This window comes from Streptomyces sp. NPDC005784 (assembly GCF_042871525.1).
Lineage (GTDB): Bacteria > Actinomycetota > Actinomycetes > Streptomycetales > Streptomycetaceae > Streptomyces.
The window spans coordinates 130,129-147,030 of record NZ_JBIAIQ010000021.1 but is presented as its reverse complement, the minus strand read 5'-3'; the positions used below and the strand labels follow the sequence as shown (position 1 = coordinate 147,030).

Below are 16,902 nucleotides of genomic sequence, written 5' to 3'. Positions count from 1 at the left end.
GCGCCTCAGCCCTTGCGCCGGCGGGCCTGCCGGACGGCCGCCGCGCCCAGCACGGCCACCGCCGCCGCTCCCGCCAACAGGCCCACCGAGGGGCCGTGATGGGTCGGTTCGGAGGCGTGCGGGCGGGCGGACGCGGTCGGTCCGTCGGCCGCGACCGGGTCGCCGCAGCCCGCACGCGGATAGCCCGAGATCGCGCACAGCAGGGCGTTGGTGTCGTAGCGCAGCGGTTTGGCGACCGCGGCCAGGGCCTCCGCGGTGCTCGCGTCGGGGGCGACCCGGGCGCAGGCGGTACGCGGGGACGGCGGCCGCTCGCCGGACGGCGCGTCGGCGGCCGTACCGGGGTCGATGACCAGGGCCACCCGCTTCTTGCCCCGCTGGGCGGGCTTCCTGGCGCATATCGCGGCGAACTCCCGCTCCCCGCGCGGCTGTACGGCGTGCTGGGAGTCCTCGCTCACCGCGAAGCGGAAGCCTTGGACATCGCCGTCGGACGGCCGCGCGGTCGACGGACCCTGGGTGGCGTACGTCCACTTCCCACCGGTCAGGTCCCAGAAGGACCAGTAGCGGTAGCCGACGGCCCGGGCCTGCCCCGCGCCGCCGAGGACGAGGAGCAGGAGAGCCAGCGCGAGTGCCAGGGCGGGCGCGGTCGTCCGACGGCCGGTCACAGCTGCCGCTTCTTGTTGCGGCCGCTGATCAGGAAGCCGATGCCGATGCCCGCGACCAGGCCGACGCCGATGATCCACCAGACGCCGAGCCCGTTGCCGTCGTCCTTCTTCTCGTCCTTCTTCTTCTCGCTCGGGGTGGCCGAGGCACCCGCCGCACTCGGCGCCGGGCCCGTCGCACCCAGCAGCGCGACCAGGTCCTTGCCGCCGAAGTCGCGCGGGTCGGTGCCGGTGGCGTGCGCGGCGAAGATCAGCTGCGCGTACGCGGCGGGGCCCGACTTGGCCGCCCAGTCACCGGAGTTCTTCTCCAGCCAGGCGAGCGGCTTCTGCGCGTCCTTCGTCGCGCCGATGGCCGCGAGGGCCGCGACCGCGTCCGCCGTGTTGCCGTAGTCGGGCTGGTCCTTGGCGCCCGGGAGCGCGGACTTCAGGTACGAGGTCTTTGCCATCGCCTTGGCGAGATAGTTGGCGCCGTTCCCCGCCGCGGTCGCCATGTCGGGGGCGTCGGAGATGACGCAACCCGTGAGGTCGAACGCGTAGCCGGTCGCCGCCACGAAGCCCTGGCCCATGCCGGCCGTCACGCCCGCCGCGGTCGCGTCCGCGTTCGCCGCCAGCTTGCCCTTCTTGTCGGGCTGGTAGGCGAAGGCGCCGTCGCCCTCCGCGTCGCAGGCCGTCGCCAGCTTCAGCAGGGCGTCGAAGGGTGACTTGCCGTCCTTGGAGACGCTCGCGGGCTTCTTGCCGACCGCCTTCAGCGCGCCGATGACGACGGACGTCGAGTTGGTGTCGCTGGGTCCGCCGGCCATGTAGCCCCAGCCGCCGTCCTTGTTCTGCGCGGACTTCAGCCAGGTGACGGCCTTGCCGGTGGCGTCGTCGTGTCCGCCGAGCGCGCCGAGGGCCTGGACGGCGGCCGCGGTGCTGTTGGTGTCGACCTGCGTCTTGGCGTCGCACGCGGCACTCGCGTCGGCGCGGTACGCCGCGAAGGCCCCGTTCGCGCACTGCTGACCGGTCAGCCAGTCCACGGCCTTGACGGCGGGCCGTACGCCGACGGTGTGCTGGGCGAGCAGCGCGAGCGACTGCCGCCAGACGCCGTCGTAGGTCGGGTCGGCGGAGCCGAACAGGCCCGAGGGGAGCGCCGCCGAGGGCGACGGCGAGGCGGACGAGTCGGCGGCGGAAGCGGCCGGTGCGACGACCGCCCCGATGACGGCGGTGGCGGCCAGTACCGCTGCGGTGCGGCGAACAAACATGACTCTCCCTGCGGGGAGCCGGGCAGCACCGGGCACGCTGAGGCATCCGGGCGGCTCCGGCTCCGTATCCCTCGACGGTGCCGGCCGTCGGCGGGCTGCCGAGGGCGCGAGCCGGTCACGTCCCGTGCGAGGCGATCCGGCTCACCACCGAAGTGGCTCACGGTTGCGGGTCAGCGCCGGATTTGCACCGGCTTCTCCTCGTACGGGCGTGATGACGACGCGCTCACTCTACCGGCCGCACGGAATTCCCCGAGTGCCGCCTGTGGAGCGGGTGTGGGAACGGCAGGCGGGTGTCGTTCGGATCACCCGCGGACCGGGGCCGAGCCGAAGCGCATCCGCTAGGTTCGGGCCATGCGAACGGGGAGACTGCTCGGCTCGGGGCGTTCGGCGGACGTCTACGAGATAGACGAGGCGTGGGTGCTGCGGCGGGACCGCGGCGGCTGGGGCGACGCGACGGCCGAGGCGGCGGTGATGCAGCACGTACGCTCGCACGGCTACCCGGTGCCGGGTGTGCGGGCGGCGACCCGCGGCGATCTGGTGATGGAGCGGCTGTCCGGGCCGACCATGCTGGAGGCCTTCGGCCAGGGCCTGCTCTCCGCCCAGGAGGCGGGCCTCATCCTGGCCCGGCTGCTGCGCAAGCTGCACGCCGTGCCCGCCCGGCTCTCCGCCGACCCCGCCGTCCGGGTCCTGCATCTTGATCTGCACCCCGACAACGTGATGCTCACCCCGGACGGACCGAAGGTCATCGACTGGACCAACGCCGAGGAGGGTCCGCCCGGTCTCGACTGGGCCATGTCCGCCGTGATCCTCGCCCAGGTCGCCGTCGGCGGCGAGGCGATCGGGGACGTGGCCGAGGAGACACTGGACGCGCTGCTCGACGGGAACGAGGACCAGGTGACAGAGGAGGGGCTACTGGAGGCGGGGCGGCGCCGCGCGGCCAACCCGACGATGAGCCCGCACGAGGTCGAACTCCTGGGTGAAGCGGACGAGTTGATCCGGGCGCTACTGAGCTGAGCGGCTGAACGGTGGCCGGCCGACGCGGGTCACGGCACGCGGCGGAGCACGCGCCCGGCGAACCGTGGTCCGAGCCGTCGGCGTCGGCGGCCGACCCGACCGGCAGTCACAGGACGCGCGCGGGGACCGCGGCCTCCACCGGCTGGCACAGCACCAGCGCGAGATCGTCGGACAGCGGCGCCCCGGTGTGCCGGAGCAGGCTGGCGTGCAGGGTGTGCAGGGCGTCCTCGGGGAGGGGTTCGCGCAGTGCGAGGGCGGCCTCGCCGAGCAGCGGGAACGGGATGCCGTCCTGGTCGCGGCCCTCGGTCAGACCGTCCGTGTAGAGGAGCAGGCGGTCACCGGGCTGGAGCCGCACGCGGTACTGGTGGGGTTCGGGGCGCAGCCCCAACGGCGGTGTGGGGACCTTGGGTTCGAGGAACTCGACGCTCCGGCCGGAGCGCAGGGGCGCGGGGTGACCGCAGTTGACCAGCCGCACCTCACCGGGCGCGAACTCGGCGAGCAGGGCGGTGACGAAGTCCTCCGGTCCCAGCTCCGGCGTGAGACGGATGTCGAGACCGTCGGCCAGGGTCGGCAGATCGGGCGCGGTGTAGGCGAGTTCGCGGAAACCGGTGATCGTCTCGGCGGTCAGCCGTAGGGCGTCGACGCCGTGACCGCGCACGTCACCCACCAGGACCCGTAGCCCGTACGGGGTCACCGCGACGTCGTACAGATCGCCGCCGACCGTCGACTCGGAGCCGGAGCATTGGTAGCGGGTGCACACCTGAGTGCCGTCCAGTGTGCGGGAGATGGGCCGCAGGATCGCCTCCTGGGTGACCCGGGCGACCTCGCGGGCCCGCGCGAGCGCGGCGCTCAGGCGCTCGTGCCGGCCGGCCGCGTACAGCGTGATCGCGCAGCCGAGCAGCAGCCCGCCGAACTGGAAGCCGAAGTCGAAGCCGGTCGCGTCACCGTCGGCGAGACCCGTCGCGAGCCCCAGCAGCGCCGACCAGCAGCAGACCAGCAGGGTGCAGCGCACCCCGAACCGCGCGCACGCCAGCAACGGCCCGATCAGCAGCAGCGTGACCAGGGGCGGCACCCGGTCGTCCAGCAGATGCGGCAGGACCGCCGCCGGACAGGCGGCCGGCGGCACGAGCAGCGGCCACGAGGACCCGGCTCCGACCTGCCCACCGCCTCCGTCGCCGGCGGACATCCGCTCGCTCCGTTGCTCCCTCTCGCGCATCACCCGACAATCCCCGAAATCCGCCCGTGTCGCCCACGCCGACGGAGAGTTGATCACATCTCGTCGGAAGGTGCCCGGAAGTGGCGTCACGATGTGGGTCTTTTGTCCGAGTAGGGGGAGTGGGGCATCGCACGTGTGCGATCCGGTCACACTGGTGCGCGTGTCCGACAACACGGCCGGTGGACGGCCCGGCAGCACGTCCGGTGGGCCGCCCGGCAATCTGCCCTCACCGACGCGGAGTTTCATCGGCCGGCTGGACGAACTCGGCCGGCTGGAGCGAGAGCTGGATCCGGCCAACGGAATCGACCGGCTGGTGAGCCTGGTCGGCGTCGGCGGAGTCGGCAAGACCCGGCTCGCGCTCCAGGCCGCCGGCCGGATCGACGGCGCGTACCCGGACGGTGTCTGGCTGGTGGAGCTCTCCCCGCTGCGCAGTGCCGGACTGGTGGGCCTCGCCGTCGTGGAGGCGCTGCGGCTCTCCGACCGGTCGATTCGGCCGGTGACCGAAGTGGTCGCCGAATGGGCCGAGGGCAAAAGGCTGTTGCTGGTCCTCGACTCCTGCGAGCACGTCCTCGCGGACTGCGTGGCCTTCGTCGGGACGCTGCTGCCCCCGCTGCCCGGCCTGCGGGTCCTCGTCACCAGCCGCGAGCCGCTCGGCCTGCCGGGCGAACGCGTCCTGCGTCTGGACCCGCTGCCGGTCGCGGGCGACGCGGTGGCCCTGTTCGCCGACCGCGCGGCCGACAGCGGATTCACCCTCGACGACGCCGACCGCCCCGCCGTGGAGGCCGTCTGCCGCCGCCTCGACGGCATCCCGCTCGCCATCGAACTCGCCGCCGTCCGGCTCGGCGAACTCACCCTGGACCAGCTGAGCGGCCTGCTCGGCCGACGGCTGCCGTCCCGGCTCGACCTGCTCGCCGCGCGGGAGGGCGAAGGACCGCCCCGCCACCAGACCCTGCGGACGGCCATCGGCTGGAGTCACGAGCTGTGCGCACCGCTGGAACGGCTACTGTGGGCCCGTCTCTCGGTGTTCGCCGGCGGTTTCTGCGCGAGCGCCGCCGAAGAGGTCTGCGCGGGCGGTCCGCTGCCCGCAGGCCGGATCCCCGGCCTGCTCGACCGGCTCGTCGAGCAGTCCGTCGTGCGCCGCCACCACGCCGACCCCGTCCGCTACCGACTCCTCGGCACCGTACGGGAGTTCGGTGCCGACTGGCTGCGCGCGCTGGGCGAGGAACACACCCTGCGGCTGCGCCACCGCGACCACTACCGGCGGCTGGCCCGCGACGGCTGCGCCGAATGGAACTCCGGACGCCAGGCGGCCTGGTGCGAGCGCATCCTCGCCGAGCACGCCAATCTCCGCGCGGCCATGGACTGCGTGCTCACCGAGCCCGACGGACGGGTCGCCCTCGCGATGGCGGCCGACATCGGCTTCCTGTGGCGGCACTGCGGCTATCTGCGCGACGCCCAGCACTGTCTCGACCAGGCGCTGGCGAACGGCGCGCCGCCCGGCCCCGACCGCATTCGCGCGGTGTGGACACGGGGTGCGGTCGCGCTGCTCCAGGGTGATCTGGAGGTCGCGGCCAACTGGGCGGTGCGCTGCGCCGACGTGGCGAGGGAACAGGGCGACCCGGTGGCGGTGGTGGCCGCCAGGTACATCCGGGGCGGCCAACTCGCCCTGAGCGGGCGCCTGTCCGAGGCGGTCCAGGTGCTGGCCGACGCACCTCGGCTGCCCGTCCGGCGGGACTGGTTCGGGGCGGCGCAGCTCCAGGTCCGGGTGGCGCTGGCCCATGCGTACCTGTTGGGCGGGGACCACGGGCGGGCGCGTGCGGTGGCCGAGGAGGTGCGTGCGGCGAGCATGGCGTGCGGGGAGTCGTGGGCGGGAGCCTTCGCCGACAGCGTCGTGGCCCAGACGGACCTGGTCCGCGGGGACACCGCCGCGGCCGTCGGCAACGCCCGCACCGCGCTGGCCGGGCACGCGCTGCTGCACAACACCGTGGGTGCCGCGATGGCGCTCGACGTACTCGCGGCGGGGGTCGTCGCCGCGGGCGACGGCCACCGGGCGGCCCGCCTCCTCGGCATCGGCGAGCGCCTGTGGGCACTCACCGGGCGTGCCCAGATGGACTCGCCCGACCTGATGGCCACCCGCCGCTCGAACGAACTCCGGGTCCGCGGCGAGATCGGCGACCCGGCCTACGAGAAGGCGTACGAAGAGGGTCGCGCCATGCCGTACGAAGAGGGGCTGGACTACGCGGTCCACGGGTGGTGAGGTGCGTCCCCCGAGATCCGCGGGCGCGACGGATGCCCCGTGACCGGCGACCGGCGACCGGCGACCAGTGGCTCGCGGTCGGCGACCGGCGATCAGGGACTCGTGATCGGCGACCGGCGACCGGCGACCGGCGACTGGTGACCGGCGACTGGTGACCGGCGACCGGGGATCCGTGGCTGGTGACGTGGACCGGCGACACGCGAATCGTGATGCGCGACCGGCGACCGGCGACCGATGGCCGGCGACCGGCGACCGATGGCCGGCGACCGGTGGTCGGTGGCTCGTGACCGGTGGCCGGTGGCTCGTGACGAATGGACCCGCGACCCGCGACTCGCTGGACGCGAGGGCGTCACACCGCCACGTACGTCACCGGGTCGCTGCCCGGCACCGCCTCCGCCCTCCCCAGCTTCACCAGTCGGCGTACATGGGCCTCGGCCTCCGAGACCGCGATGTTCCGTGATCCGTAGGGGATGTCGGCCCAGGGGCGGTTCCACTCCATGCGGACGGCGAGCTGCCAGGGCGTGAGCGGGACGGAGAGCAGGGTGAGCAGGCCGGTGAGCCGCTCCTCGTGGTGCGCGAGCAACTCCGCGACGCGGGACGGGGCATCGGTGAACACGTGCTGGTGGGCCGGGAGCACCTCGGCGGGGTCGAGACGGCCGACACGCTCCAGGGAGTCGAGGTAGTCGCCGAGCGGATCGGCGATCTCCCCGAGGCTCTCGATCCCGTCCGCGTACGGGGGACGCCCGTGGGTGCCCGGGTCCTCGTAGAGGCCGATGTGCGGGGTGATCCTCGGCAGCAGGTGGTCGCCCGAGAACAGCCGTCCGTTCCCCGGTAGTCGGTCCGGGTGGTTCTCCTCCAGGTGGAGGCAGACGTGCCCGGGGGTGTGGCCGGGGGTCCAGACGGCGCGCAGCCGGCGGCCGGGCAGGGCGACGAACTCGCCGGGGACGATCTCGCGGTCGGGAAGAGCGGGGGAGAAGCCGGGCAAGGTGCTGGGGCGGCGTACGGACGTGCTTGCGTCGCGCAGCGGGGCGACGTGCTCCTCCGGGGCGCCGGAGGCGGCCAACTTGGCCGCCATGTAGGCGAACCAGCGCTCGGGCCGGTTCTCCCGGGTGCGCCGGACGATCGCCGTGTCGGCGGCGTGCATCGCGATCCAGGCGCCGGAGGCTTCGCGGACCCGGCCCGACAGACCGTGGTGATCGGGGTGGTGGTGGGTGATGACCACGCCGTGGATCTCCGCGACGGAGGTTCCGCAGCCGGCGATTCCCTCGACGAGGGTGTCCCAGGAAGCGGGGTCGTCCCAGCCCGTGTCGATGAGCACGGGCCCCGCGTCGGTGTCGACCAGATACACCAGCGTATGGCCGAGCGGGTTGTCCGGGATGGGGACCCTGATCGACCGTACGCCCCCGCCGTGATCGGTCACCTGCGTCATGCGCTTCCACCCATCGCCGAGTTCTCGCCACTATAACTAGAACGAGTTCCAATGGGAGCCCAAGTCGACTGTTCCGTCCGCGCGGACGGCCGCGTCCGCGCCGTGGACTCATCCGGCCGGAACTGGTATCAGTTCTCATATCTGATGAAGCGTCAGAAGTGGTGGCAGAGAGCGTCCTTGGAGGCAGTCGGCCATGACCGAGCTCGTGGAACACGGACAGCTGTTCATCGGCGGGGAGTTGACCGACCCCCTCGGCAAGGACGTCATCGAGGTGATCTCGCCGCACACCGAGGAGGTCATCGGCCGGGTGCCGCACGCCTCGGCGGCGGATGTCGACCGGGCCGTCGCCGTCGCCCGCCGGGCGTTCGACGAGGGCCCCTGGCCGCGGATGAGCCTCGACGAGCGGATCGCGGTCGTGACGCGGATCAAGGACGCGATCGCCGTACGGCACGAGGAGATCGCACGCGTCATCTCCTCCGAGAACGGCTCCCCCTACTCCTGGAGCGTCCTCGCGCAGGCCCTCGGCGCGATGATGGTGTGGGACGCGGCGATCACGGTCGCGCGCGGCTACACCTACGAGGAGACGCGCGACGGAGTCCTCGGCAAGCTCCTCGTCCGCCGTGAGCCGGTGGGCGTGGTGGCGGCCGTGGTGCCGTGGAACGTCCCGCAGTTCGTGGCGGCGGCCAAGCTCGCGCCCGCGCTGCTGACCGGCTGCACCGTCGTACTGAAGCCGTCCCCCGAATCACCCCTGGACGCCTACCTGTTGGGTGAGATCGCGAAGGAGGCCGGGCTGCCCGAAGGGGTGCTGTCGATCCTCCCGGCGGACCGTGAGGTCAGCGAGTACCTGGTCGGACACCCCGGCATCGACAAGGTCTCCTTCACCGGCTCGGTCGCGGCGGGCAAGCGGGTGATGGAGGTCGCCGCGCGCCATCTCACCCGCGTGACCCTGGAGTTGGGCGGCAAGTCGGCGGCCGTCGTGCTGTCGGACGCGGACCTCGGCACCTCGGTCCCCGGGATCGTCTCGGCGGCCTGGATGAACAACGGCCAGGCCTGCGTCGCCCAGACCCGCATCCTCGTACCGCGCTCGCGCTACGACGAGTTCGCGGACGCCTTCGCCGCCGCGGCGAACGCGCTGGTCGTCGGCGATCCGCTCGACCCGGCCACCCAGGTCGGCCCGCTGGTCGCCGAGCGGCAGCGCCGGCGCAACCTCGACTACATCCGCATCGGCCAGGAGGAGGGCGCCAAGATCCTGGCGGGCGGCGGGCGTCCGCAGGGGCTCGACCGCGGCTGGTACGTCGAGCCGACCCTCTTCGGCGACGTCGACAACTCGATGCGCATCGCCCGGGAGGAGATCTTCGGCCCGGTGATCTGTCTGCTCCCGTACGGCGACGAGACCGAGGCCGTGAAGATCGCCAACGACTCCGACTACGGGCTGAGCGGCAGTGTGTGGACGGCGGACGTCGCCCATGGCATCGACATCGCCCGCCAGGTCCGTACCGGCACCTACTCGGTCAACACCTTCAGCCTCGACATGCTGGGCCCCTTCGGCGGCTACAAGAACTCGGGCCTGGGGCGGGAGTTCGGGCCCGAGGGATACGGCGAGTTCCTGGAGCACAAGATGATCCACCTGCCGGCCGGCTGGGAGGCCTGAGGATGGGCGACCGCTGGCAGGTGGAGGTCGACCGCTCCGTGTGCATCGGCTCCGCCCAGTGCGTCCACCACGCTCCGGACGCCTTCCGTCTCGACGCCGGCATGCAGTCCCATCCGGTCGAGCCGGAGACCGACGCCAACGAGAAGATCCTCGAAGCGGCCGAGGGCTGCCCGGTGGAGGCCGTCATGATCTCTCTGCTGGGCAGCGGCGAGCCGGTGTTCCCGCCGGAGGAGTAGGCCCGCCGTGGCCGGGGTGGGGCCGGATGCGGGGACGACCCGGTGGTCCAGGGGGCTCCCGGCCGTCCGGGACCTACTGGCCCCTCGGGTCGGTCAGGTCGATCAGGCGGCACACCGTCTCGATGTCTATCTTGACCTGGGCGATGGACGCGCGGCCGGAGAGCCAGGTGATCAGGGCGGAGTGCCAGGTGTGCTCGATGACGCGGACGGCGGAGAGCTGGGCGGGCGTCGGGTCGTCGAGGCCCATCGCGTCCAGGATGATCACGGTGGTCTGCCGCGAGACCTGGTCGACCTCGGGGCTGACACTGCGGTCCGCGAACGTCAGCGCGCGGACCATGGCGTCGGCCAGGTGAGGCTCGCGCTGGAGGGCACGGAACGCCCGCATCAGGGTCTCCGCCACCCGCTCCGCCGCCGTGTCCCCGGCCGGCGGCTTCTTGCGCAGCGTGCCGTGCATGTGCTCCAGCTGGTCCTGCATCGTGGCGACCAGCAGATGCACCTTCGAGGGGAAGTAGCGGTACAGGGTGCCGAGGGCCACCTGCGACGACTCCGCGACCTCGCGCATCTGCACGGCGTCGAAGCCGCCCCGGCTGGCCAGCTGCGCGCTCGCGTGCAGGATCCGGCGACGGCGCGCCTCCTGCCGCTCGGTGAGCGGGGGAGAGGCGGGATGCGAGATGGGGTGCGGCCTGGAGGGCGCGGCGGTGGAAGGCGCGGCGGGCGTGCTGGCTCCCGGCGCCGGTCGCGCGTTCTTCGAGTCCGCCTTGGCTTCCGCAGGCATGGGTCCGTTCCGTGACATCAGCGAGAGGGAGCGACGAGTCGGCATGGCAGGGTGGGGCACCACGTGCGGACCGGTCGACCCCGCCGCGCCGTCGTGGCGTGAATCACCTGATCCACCGCTCACACTGGCGCTACCTGCCGGTAGATTCAATGCTCCTTGAACGATCAAGTCTGAAACTTGTTCTAGATTAGCGTCCCGGCGTAATCTCGCGGGAAAGTGCAGGGAGAAGGGGACCGGAAGTGACCGCTGAGGCCATGGAGGCGGGCCCCGGGAAGGGTGCGGCTGCCGACGGGGAACGACCCCTGCGCATCGCGCTCCTCACCTACAAGGGAAACCCGTTCTGTGGCGGCCAGGGTGTGTACGTACGACACCTCTCGCGCGAGCTCGCCCGCCTCGGCCACCGTGTCGAGGTCATCGGATCCCAGCCCTACCCCGTCCTCGACGAGGGCCTCTCCGAGCTGAGCCTCACCGAGCTGCCCAGCCTCGACCTGTACCGCCAGCCCGACCCCTTCCGCACCCCCGCGCGGGGTGAGTACCGGGACTGGATCGACGCCCTCGAGGTCGGCACGATGTGGACCGGCGGCTTCCCCGAGCCGCTGACCTTCTCGCTGCGCGCCCGTCGGCATCTGCAGGCCCGGCGCGGCGAGTTCGACGTCATCCACGACAACCAGACGCTCGGCTACGGCCTGTTGGGGGACGTCGGCGCCCCGCTGGTGACCACCATCCACCACCCCATCACCGTCGACCGGCAACTGGAGCTGGACGCCGCCGAGGGCTGGCAGCGCCGCGCGTCCGTCCGCCGCTGGTACGCCTTCACCCGGATGCAGAAGCGCGTCGCGCGCCGCCTGCCGTCCGTGCTCACCGTCTCCGGCACCTCCCGCCAGGAGATCGTCGACCACCTGCGCGTCGAGCGGGACCGTGTCCACGTCGTCCACATCGGCGCGGACACCGACCTTTTCTCGCCGGATCCGTCCGTGCCCCAGGTGCCGGGCCGCATCGTCACCACCTCGAGCGCCGACGTGCCGCTCAAGGGCCTGGTGTTCCTCGTCGAGGCGCTCGCGAAGGTGCGCACCGAACACCCGGGCGCGCACCTCGTCGTCGTCGGCAGGCGCGCCGAGGACGGTCCGGTCGCCCGGGCCATCGAGCGGTACGGCCTCGACGGCGCCGTCGAGTTCGTGAAGGGCATCTCCGACGCCGAGCTCGTCGACCTCGTCCGCTCGGCCGAAGTCGCCTGCGTGCCCTCTCTGTACGAGGGCTTCTCGCTGCCCGCCGCCGAGGCGATGGCCACGGGGACGCCGCTGGTGGCCACCACCGGCGGAGCGATCCCGGAAGTCGCGGGCCCCGACGGCGAGACCTGCCTCGCGGTCCCGACGGGCGACTCGGGCGCGCTGGCGACGGCCCTGATCCGGCTCCTCGGCGACCCCGGACTCCGGGCACGGCTCGGCTCCGCCGGACGGGAGCGCGTCCTTGCGCGCTTCACCTGGGCCAGGGCGGCCGAGGGCACGGTGGCCCACTACCGTGAGGCGATGGCCCTCTCCGCGTCCCGGCTCCGCTCCCGCGGGACGGCCGCCGCCACGGGTACCGACGAGCACGGCAGCGCGCCGGGTGCCGGCCTCGCGGCGACCCCGGGCCCCGACCGCTCCGAGGCCGCGGAAGAGACTCTCGCCGCCGAAGAACTAGTTGCAGCCAACCGCGAAAGCAGGGCCACGTGCTGACCGTCGACTTCTCCCGGTTCCCGCTCGCCCCGGGCGACCGCGTTCTGGACCTCGGATGCGGTGCCGGCCGGCACGCGTTCGAGTGCTACCGGCGCGGCGCGCAGGTCGTGGCGCTGGACCAGAACGGCGAGGAGATCCGCGAGGTCGCGAAGTGGTTCGCGGCGATGAAGGAGGCCGGGGAGGCGCCCGCAGGGGCCACCGCGACGGCCATGGAGGGCGACGCGCTCGCGCTGCCCTTCCCCGACGAGTCCTTCGACGTCGTGATCATCTCCGAGGTCATGGAGCACATCCCGGACGACAAGGGCGTCCTCGCCGAGATGGTCCGCGTGCTCAGGCCGGGCGGTCGTATCGCCATCACCGTGCCGCGCTACGGGCCGGAGAAGGTCTGCTGGTCGCTGTCCGACGCCTACCACGAGGTCGAGGGCGGCCACATCCGCATCTACAAGGCGGACGAACTGCTCGCGAAGATCCGCGAGGCCGGTCTGCGGCCCTACGGTTCCCACCACGCGCACGCGCTGCACTCGCCGTACTGGTGGCTGAAGTGCGCGTTCGGCGTCGACAACGACAAGGCACTGCCCGTGCGGGCGTACCACAAGCTGCTGGTCTGGGACATCATGAAGAAACCGCTGGCCACCCGGGTCGTCGAACAGGCGCTGAACCCGCTGATCGGCAAGAGCTTCGTGGCCTACGCGACCAAGCCGCACCTGCCGAAGCTCGCCGGCGCGACGGATTCCGCGACGACCGCTTCCGAGGCGGACGCCACGTGACCACTCCCCGGCGGACAGAACACCTCGTCCTGCCCGGGGTTCTCACCGCAGAGGAGGCCGCCGCCACGGTGCGCGGCATCCTCGGGGTGCAGCGCCCCGACGGAGCCATTCCGTGGTTCCGCGGCCACCACCTCGACCCGTGGGACCACACCGAGGCCGCCATGGCGCTCGACGCGGCCGGGGAGCACGAGGCCGCCGAGCGGGCCTACGCGTGGCTGGCACGGCATCAGAACGAGGACGGATCCTGGTACGCGGCCTACGCCGACGGGGACTCCGAGGACGTCACCGACCGCGGCCGGGAGACCAACTTCTGCGCGTACATCGCGGTGGGCGTCTGGCACCACTACCTGGCGACCGGCGACGACGCGTTCCTGGACCGCATGTGGCCCACCGTCTTCGCGGCCGTGGAGTTCGTGCTCCGGCTCCAGCAGCCCGGCGGGCAGATCGGCTGGAAGCGCGAGGACGACGGGACCCCGGTCGACGACGCGCTGCTGACCGGCAGTTCGTCGGTCCACCACGCGTTGCGCTGCGCGCTCGCCATCGCCGAGCAGCGCGAGGAGCCGCAGCCCGACTGGGAGTTGGCCGTCGGCGCGCTGCGGCACGCGATCCGGCTCCACCCGGAGCGGTTCCTCGACAAGGACCACTACTCCATGGACTGGTACTACCCGGTGCTCGGCGGCGCGTTGACGGGCGCCGAGGCCAAGTCCCGTATCGAGGAGGGCTGGGACCGCTTCGTGGTGCCCGGCTTCGGGGTGCGCTGCGTGGTTCCCAACCCATGGGTCACCGGTGGCGAATCGGCCGAACTCGCCCTCGCGCTCTGGGTGGTGGGCGAGTCCGACCGCGCCCTGGAGATCCTCCAGTCCATCCAGCACCTGCGCGATCCGAAGACCGGTCTGTACTGGACGGGCTATGTCTTCGAGGACCGGGCCATCTGGCCCGAGGAGCTCACCACCTGGACGGCGGGCTCCCTGCTGCTGGCCGTCGCCGCACTGGGCGGCGACGAGCCCACCTGCGCCGTCTTCAGCGGCGAGCGCCTTCCGACCGGCCTGGACCCGGACTGCTGCACCCAGACCCGCTGAACCATCCGGACGGTCCGGGCCCTTCGAGCCTTCGGGAGAGTCCGGACGCTCCGGACTCTCCGGGTGCTCCGGGCCGTCAGTGCCGGTGCATGCGGTTGGCGATCGCGTGGCCCAAGAACAGGTAGACGACGGCGGCGAGACCGTAGCCGGCCACGACACGCGCCCATGCCTTGTCGAAGGTGAACAGGTCACGCGACCAGCCGGCCAGCCAGCTCGCCGTGTTGTGGATGAACTGCACGAGGTCGTTGCCACGGTTGGCGTCGAGCAGATACATCAGAATCCAGAGACCGAGGATGACGGCCATAACATCCGCGACGATCGCGATGACCGTCCCCGCCTGATTCGAGCCGTTGCGATATCTAGGGGACATGTCCAGCGGGTTGCCCGTCAATCCTGAATGAAACCCGAACGGGTTCTCTTGAGTGGCACGGGAGATGGGGCCGGGCGGATCCGGGCAGGACACCGCCGCCGTGGTGCGGGCGGCCGGGAAGAGCACGGGTGCCGAGGTCGAGGACAAGGTGCCGTCGGCGTCCCGGCTCAGCGGAGGCCAGGCCCGTCCGGCGGATCCGGCGCGATCCGGTCCGCCCGTGCGGCTAAGGCCTGTCGGACAATTCCCGCCGGGTCCGCGGCGCCTGGCACCGTACTCCCCCGAGCTCTTCGAGCAGGGGGACCCCCACGCCGCGTTGTCGGGCACGCCCGAGTACGCCCAGTACGAGGGCGACCCTCCGCCTTGCGATGCACGGCACCGGACGCCGCGGCCTGATCCGGCCCGCATTGTCAGACAGGACCTAGGAGTTCAGCTCGGCCAGCACGCGCAGTGTGCGGCGGTCCGGGGAAAGGACCAGCAGGTCGGTCACCGGGCCCTTGCGCCACAACTCCAGCCGCTCGGCGATGCGTTCACGCGGTCCGACGAGCGAGATCTCGTCCGCGAAGGCGTCCGGGACGGCCAGTACGGCCTCCTCCCGGCGCCCCTCCAGGAACAGCCGCTGGATTCTGCGGGCCTCCTCCTCGAAGCCCATCCGGGCCATCAGATCGGCATGGAAGTTGTGGGCCGCGTGGCCCATCCCGCCGATGTAGAAGCCGAGCATCGCCTTGACCGGCAGCAGCCCCTCGGCGACGTCGTCGCAGACGTGCGCGCGGGCCATCGGCGCCACGAGGAAGCCCTCGGGCAGGTCGGCGAGCGAGGCCTCGTACGCCTGAGGACGCGTCGGCGACCAGTACAACGGCAGCCAGCCGTCGGCGATCCGGGTCGTCTGCGCGATGTTCTTCGGGCCCTCGGCACCGAGCAGGAGCGGCAGTTCGGCCCGCAGCGGGTGCGTGATCGGCCTCAACGCCTTGCCGAGTCCCGTGCCGTCGGCGCCCCGGTACGGGTGGGAGTGGAAGCGTCCGTCCAGCTCGACCGGCCCCTCGCGCCTGAGGACCTGGCGTACGACATCGACGTACTCCCGGGTCGCGGTCAGCGGCGACTTCGGGAACGGCCGCCCGTACCAGCCCTCGACGACCTGAGGTCCCGACAGGCCGAGCCCGAGCATCATGCGCCCGCCGGAGAGATGGTCGAGGGTGAGCGCGTGCATCGCGGTGGTGGTGGGGGAGCGGGCGGCCATCTGCGCGATCGCCGTGCCGAGTTGGATGCGCGTGGTGTGCGCGGCGATCCAGGTGAGCGGGGTGAACGCGTCCGAGCCCCATGACTCGGCGGTCCACACCGAGTGATAGCCGAGCCGCTCCGCCTCCTGGGCGAGCGGCACATGGTCCGCGGAGGGGCCGCGCCCCCAATAGCCGAGCGCGAGACCGAGCCGCATGTCGCCTCCAGAAGCAGAATCCTGACGGTCCGTCAGTTCTTGGCGTGCTGCGACTGTACGACAACGGCCCCCCGCCGGAAAGGGCGAGGGGCCGTCGCTGCGACGATGAGAGGATCAGCCGCGCTGGATCCCCGAGGTGTCCTGAAGCACACCACGACGGCCGTCCTGCGTCTGCGCCACCAGGGTGGCGCCGCGCTGCTCGACGGCCAGGTACCAGGTGCCCGGCGCCAGTTCGGCGATCGGTGCCTGCGTGCCGTCCTCCGAGAACAGCGGACGCGCGACCGGCACGGCGAACCAGAACGGCGAGAAGTCCTGAGCGGGCTGCTGCGTCTGCGGGGCCGGCGGCTGACTCGGCTGCGCGCCGAACGGCTGCCCCGGCTGCGACGGCTGAGCGCCGTAGGGCTGCTGGCCGGGCTGGCCGGGCTGACCCGGCTGCGAGGCTCCCGGGTAGCCGTAACCACCCTGCGGCTGACCGCCGTAGGGCTGGGGAGCGGGGGGCTTCGGGGCACCGACCAGGGCGGCGCCCAGGGCCGGGACCAGCGGGGTGGCGATCGCGGCCGCCGCCAGGACCAGGGTGCCGATCAGGCCGAGGATGAGACCGGCGCCAGCGCCGACGCTTCCGAGGCCGAGGGAACCGCTGAACGGGCCCAGCGGGTCGACGATCGTCCAGAACGCGGTCCAGACCGCGAACAGCGTGAGCGCGACACCGAGTTGACCGAGGTCGAGTCCGATGACCTTGCGCGGCTGCGGAAGGGCGCGGGAGACAACGATCAGAGCCGCACCGGCGATGCCACCCACATACATGCTCATCACCAGGCCCAGGTTGTCCCAGGCGTTGGGGGCGTCGCTGCCGGCGCTGTCGAACGTGTGCAGGAACGACGCGATGAACAGCAACACCGCTGCTCCGATCACCACGCCGTCGCCTCGAGTGAGGGAGCGGATATTCACTTCAGGTCCTTCGTCAGTCGTCTCGTCGTCGGTGAGGCATCGCTGTTCGCCGTGTCGCCGTCATGGTGTCGCCGTCGGGACTCGGTGTGAAGCGCGGGGGTGGGCCCTTTATCGTA

Annotated in this window: 15 protein-coding genes and 1 riboswitch; of the genes, 7 read left to right on the top strand and 8 right to left on the bottom strand. The window is 72.2% G+C overall.

The window, feature by feature from the left end; all coding sequences use genetic code 11:
- Positions 1 to 5: 5 nt before the first annotated feature.
- The gene (locus ACFYR3_RS28840; protein ID WP_389285065.1) at positions 6 to 662 is read right to left on the bottom strand and encodes an SCO2322 family protein; all 657 of its coding nucleotides are present in this window, start codon (positions 660 to 662) and stop codon (positions 6 to 8) included.
- Positions 659 to 1,900: a prenyltransferase/squalene oxidase repeat-containing protein gene (locus ACFYR3_RS28835; RefSeq protein WP_355848487.1), complete on the bottom strand. Its 1,242-nt coding sequence runs from the start codon at positions 1,898 to 1,900 to the stop codon at positions 659 to 661. The genes ACFYR3_RS28840 and ACFYR3_RS28835 overlap by 4 nt, the downstream gene beginning before the upstream one ends.
- A gap of 133 nt (positions 1,901 to 2,033) precedes the next feature.
- A riboswitch (cobalamin riboswitch) is annotated at positions 2,034 to 2,097 on the bottom strand.
- Between the two features lie 154 nt (positions 2,098 to 2,251).
- Here ACFYR3_RS28835 and ACFYR3_RS28830 point away from each other — a divergent pair.
- Positions 2,252 to 2,914 (top strand): phosphotransferase, encoded by a 663-nt coding sequence (locus tag ACFYR3_RS28830; protein ID WP_355848489.1) that lies wholly within the window; start codon positions 2,252 to 2,254, stop codon positions 2,912 to 2,914.
- 106 nt (positions 2,915 to 3,020) lie between these two features.
- Here ACFYR3_RS28830 and ACFYR3_RS28825 read toward each other — a convergent pair whose 3' ends face one another.
- Complete coding sequence (locus tag ACFYR3_RS28825; protein ID WP_355848492.1) at positions 3,021 to 4,100, bottom strand: PP2C family protein-serine/threonine phosphatase; 1,080 nt, start codon at positions 4,098 to 4,100, stop codon at positions 3,021 to 3,023.
- Positions 4,101 to 4,290: 190 nt separating this feature from the next.
- Between ACFYR3_RS28825 and ACFYR3_RS28820 the strand changes: the two genes are divergently transcribed.
- A complete protein-coding gene (locus ACFYR3_RS28820) occupies positions 4,291 to 6,387 on the top strand; it encodes an ATP-binding protein (RefSeq protein ID WP_389285064.1) in 2,097 nt (698 codons plus the stop codon).
- A 349-nt stretch (positions 6,388 to 6,736) separates the two neighbouring features.
- Here ACFYR3_RS28820 and ACFYR3_RS28815 read toward each other — a convergent pair whose 3' ends face one another.
- Positions 6,737 to 7,816, bottom strand: a complete 1,080-nt coding sequence (locus ACFYR3_RS28815) for an MBL fold metallo-hydrolase (RefSeq protein WP_389285063.1) — start codon at positions 7,814 to 7,816, stop codon at positions 6,737 to 6,739.
- Positions 7,817 to 8,009: 193 nt separating this feature from the next.
- On the opposite strand from ACFYR3_RS28815, the gene ACFYR3_RS28810 reads away from it, so the two are divergent.
- Together ACFYR3_RS28810 and ACFYR3_RS28805 are read left to right on the top strand one after the other, a co-directional pair.
- Positions 8,010 to 9,467 carry an aldehyde dehydrogenase gene (locus ACFYR3_RS28810; protein ID WP_355848501.1) on the top strand — a complete coding sequence of 486 codons (1,458 nt, stop codon included), beginning with the start codon at positions 8,010 to 8,012 and terminating at the stop codon, positions 9,465 to 9,467.
- Between the two features lie 2 nt (positions 9,468 to 9,469).
- Positions 9,470 to 9,703 (top strand): ferredoxin, encoded by a 234-nt coding sequence (locus ACFYR3_RS28805; protein WP_261708451.1) that lies wholly within the window; start codon positions 9,470 to 9,472, stop codon positions 9,701 to 9,703.
- Positions 9,704 to 9,776: 73 nt separating this feature from the next.
- On the opposite strand, the gene ACFYR3_RS28800 is transcribed toward ACFYR3_RS28805, so the two are convergent.
- The gene (locus ACFYR3_RS28800; protein ID WP_355848504.1) at positions 9,777 to 10,478 is read right to left on the bottom strand and encodes a TetR family transcriptional regulator; all 702 of its coding nucleotides are present in this window, start codon (positions 10,476 to 10,478) and stop codon (positions 9,777 to 9,779) included.
- Between the two features lie 239 nt (positions 10,479 to 10,717).
- On the opposite strand from ACFYR3_RS28800, the gene ACFYR3_RS28795 reads away from it, so the two are divergent.
- From ACFYR3_RS28795 to ACFYR3_RS28785, 3 genes are read left to right on the top strand one after another with little or no spacing between them, the layout of a single operon-like run.
- Complete coding sequence (locus tag ACFYR3_RS28795) at positions 10,718 to 12,193, top strand: glycosyltransferase family 4 protein (protein WP_389285062.1); 1,476 nt, start codon at positions 10,718 to 10,720, stop codon at positions 12,191 to 12,193.
- Positions 12,187 to 12,960: a class I SAM-dependent methyltransferase gene (locus ACFYR3_RS28790; protein ID WP_355848510.1), complete on the top strand. Its 774-nt coding sequence runs from the start codon at positions 12,187 to 12,189 to the stop codon at positions 12,958 to 12,960. The genes ACFYR3_RS28795 and ACFYR3_RS28790 overlap by 7 nt, the downstream gene beginning before the upstream one ends.
- Positions 12,957 to 14,039, top strand: coding sequence for a prenyltransferase/squalene oxidase repeat-containing protein (locus ACFYR3_RS28785; RefSeq protein WP_355848512.1), 1,083 nt, complete (start codon positions 12,957 to 12,959; stop codon positions 14,037 to 14,039). The genes ACFYR3_RS28790 and ACFYR3_RS28785 overlap by 4 nt, the downstream gene beginning before the upstream one ends.
- Positions 14,040 to 14,115: 76 nt before the next feature.
- On the opposite strand, the gene ACFYR3_RS28780 is transcribed toward ACFYR3_RS28785, so the two are convergent.
- From ACFYR3_RS28780 to ACFYR3_RS28770, 3 genes are all read right to left on the bottom strand, one after another.
- On the bottom strand, positions 14,116 to 14,409 hold the full coding sequence (locus tag ACFYR3_RS28780) for a hypothetical protein (RefSeq protein WP_355848663.1): 294 nt from the start codon (positions 14,407 to 14,409) through the stop codon (positions 14,116 to 14,118).
- 418 nt (positions 14,410 to 14,827) lie between these two features.
- A complete protein-coding gene (locus ACFYR3_RS28775) occupies positions 14,828 to 15,838 on the bottom strand; it encodes an LLM class F420-dependent oxidoreductase (RefSeq protein WP_355848515.1) in 1,011 nt (336 codons plus the stop codon).
- Positions 15,839 to 15,952: 114 nt separating this feature from the next.
- Positions 15,953 to 16,786, bottom strand: coding sequence for a hypothetical protein (locus ACFYR3_RS28770; protein WP_389285061.1), 834 nt, complete (start codon positions 16,784 to 16,786; stop codon positions 15,953 to 15,955).
- Positions 16,787 to 16,902: the final 116 nt, after the last annotated feature.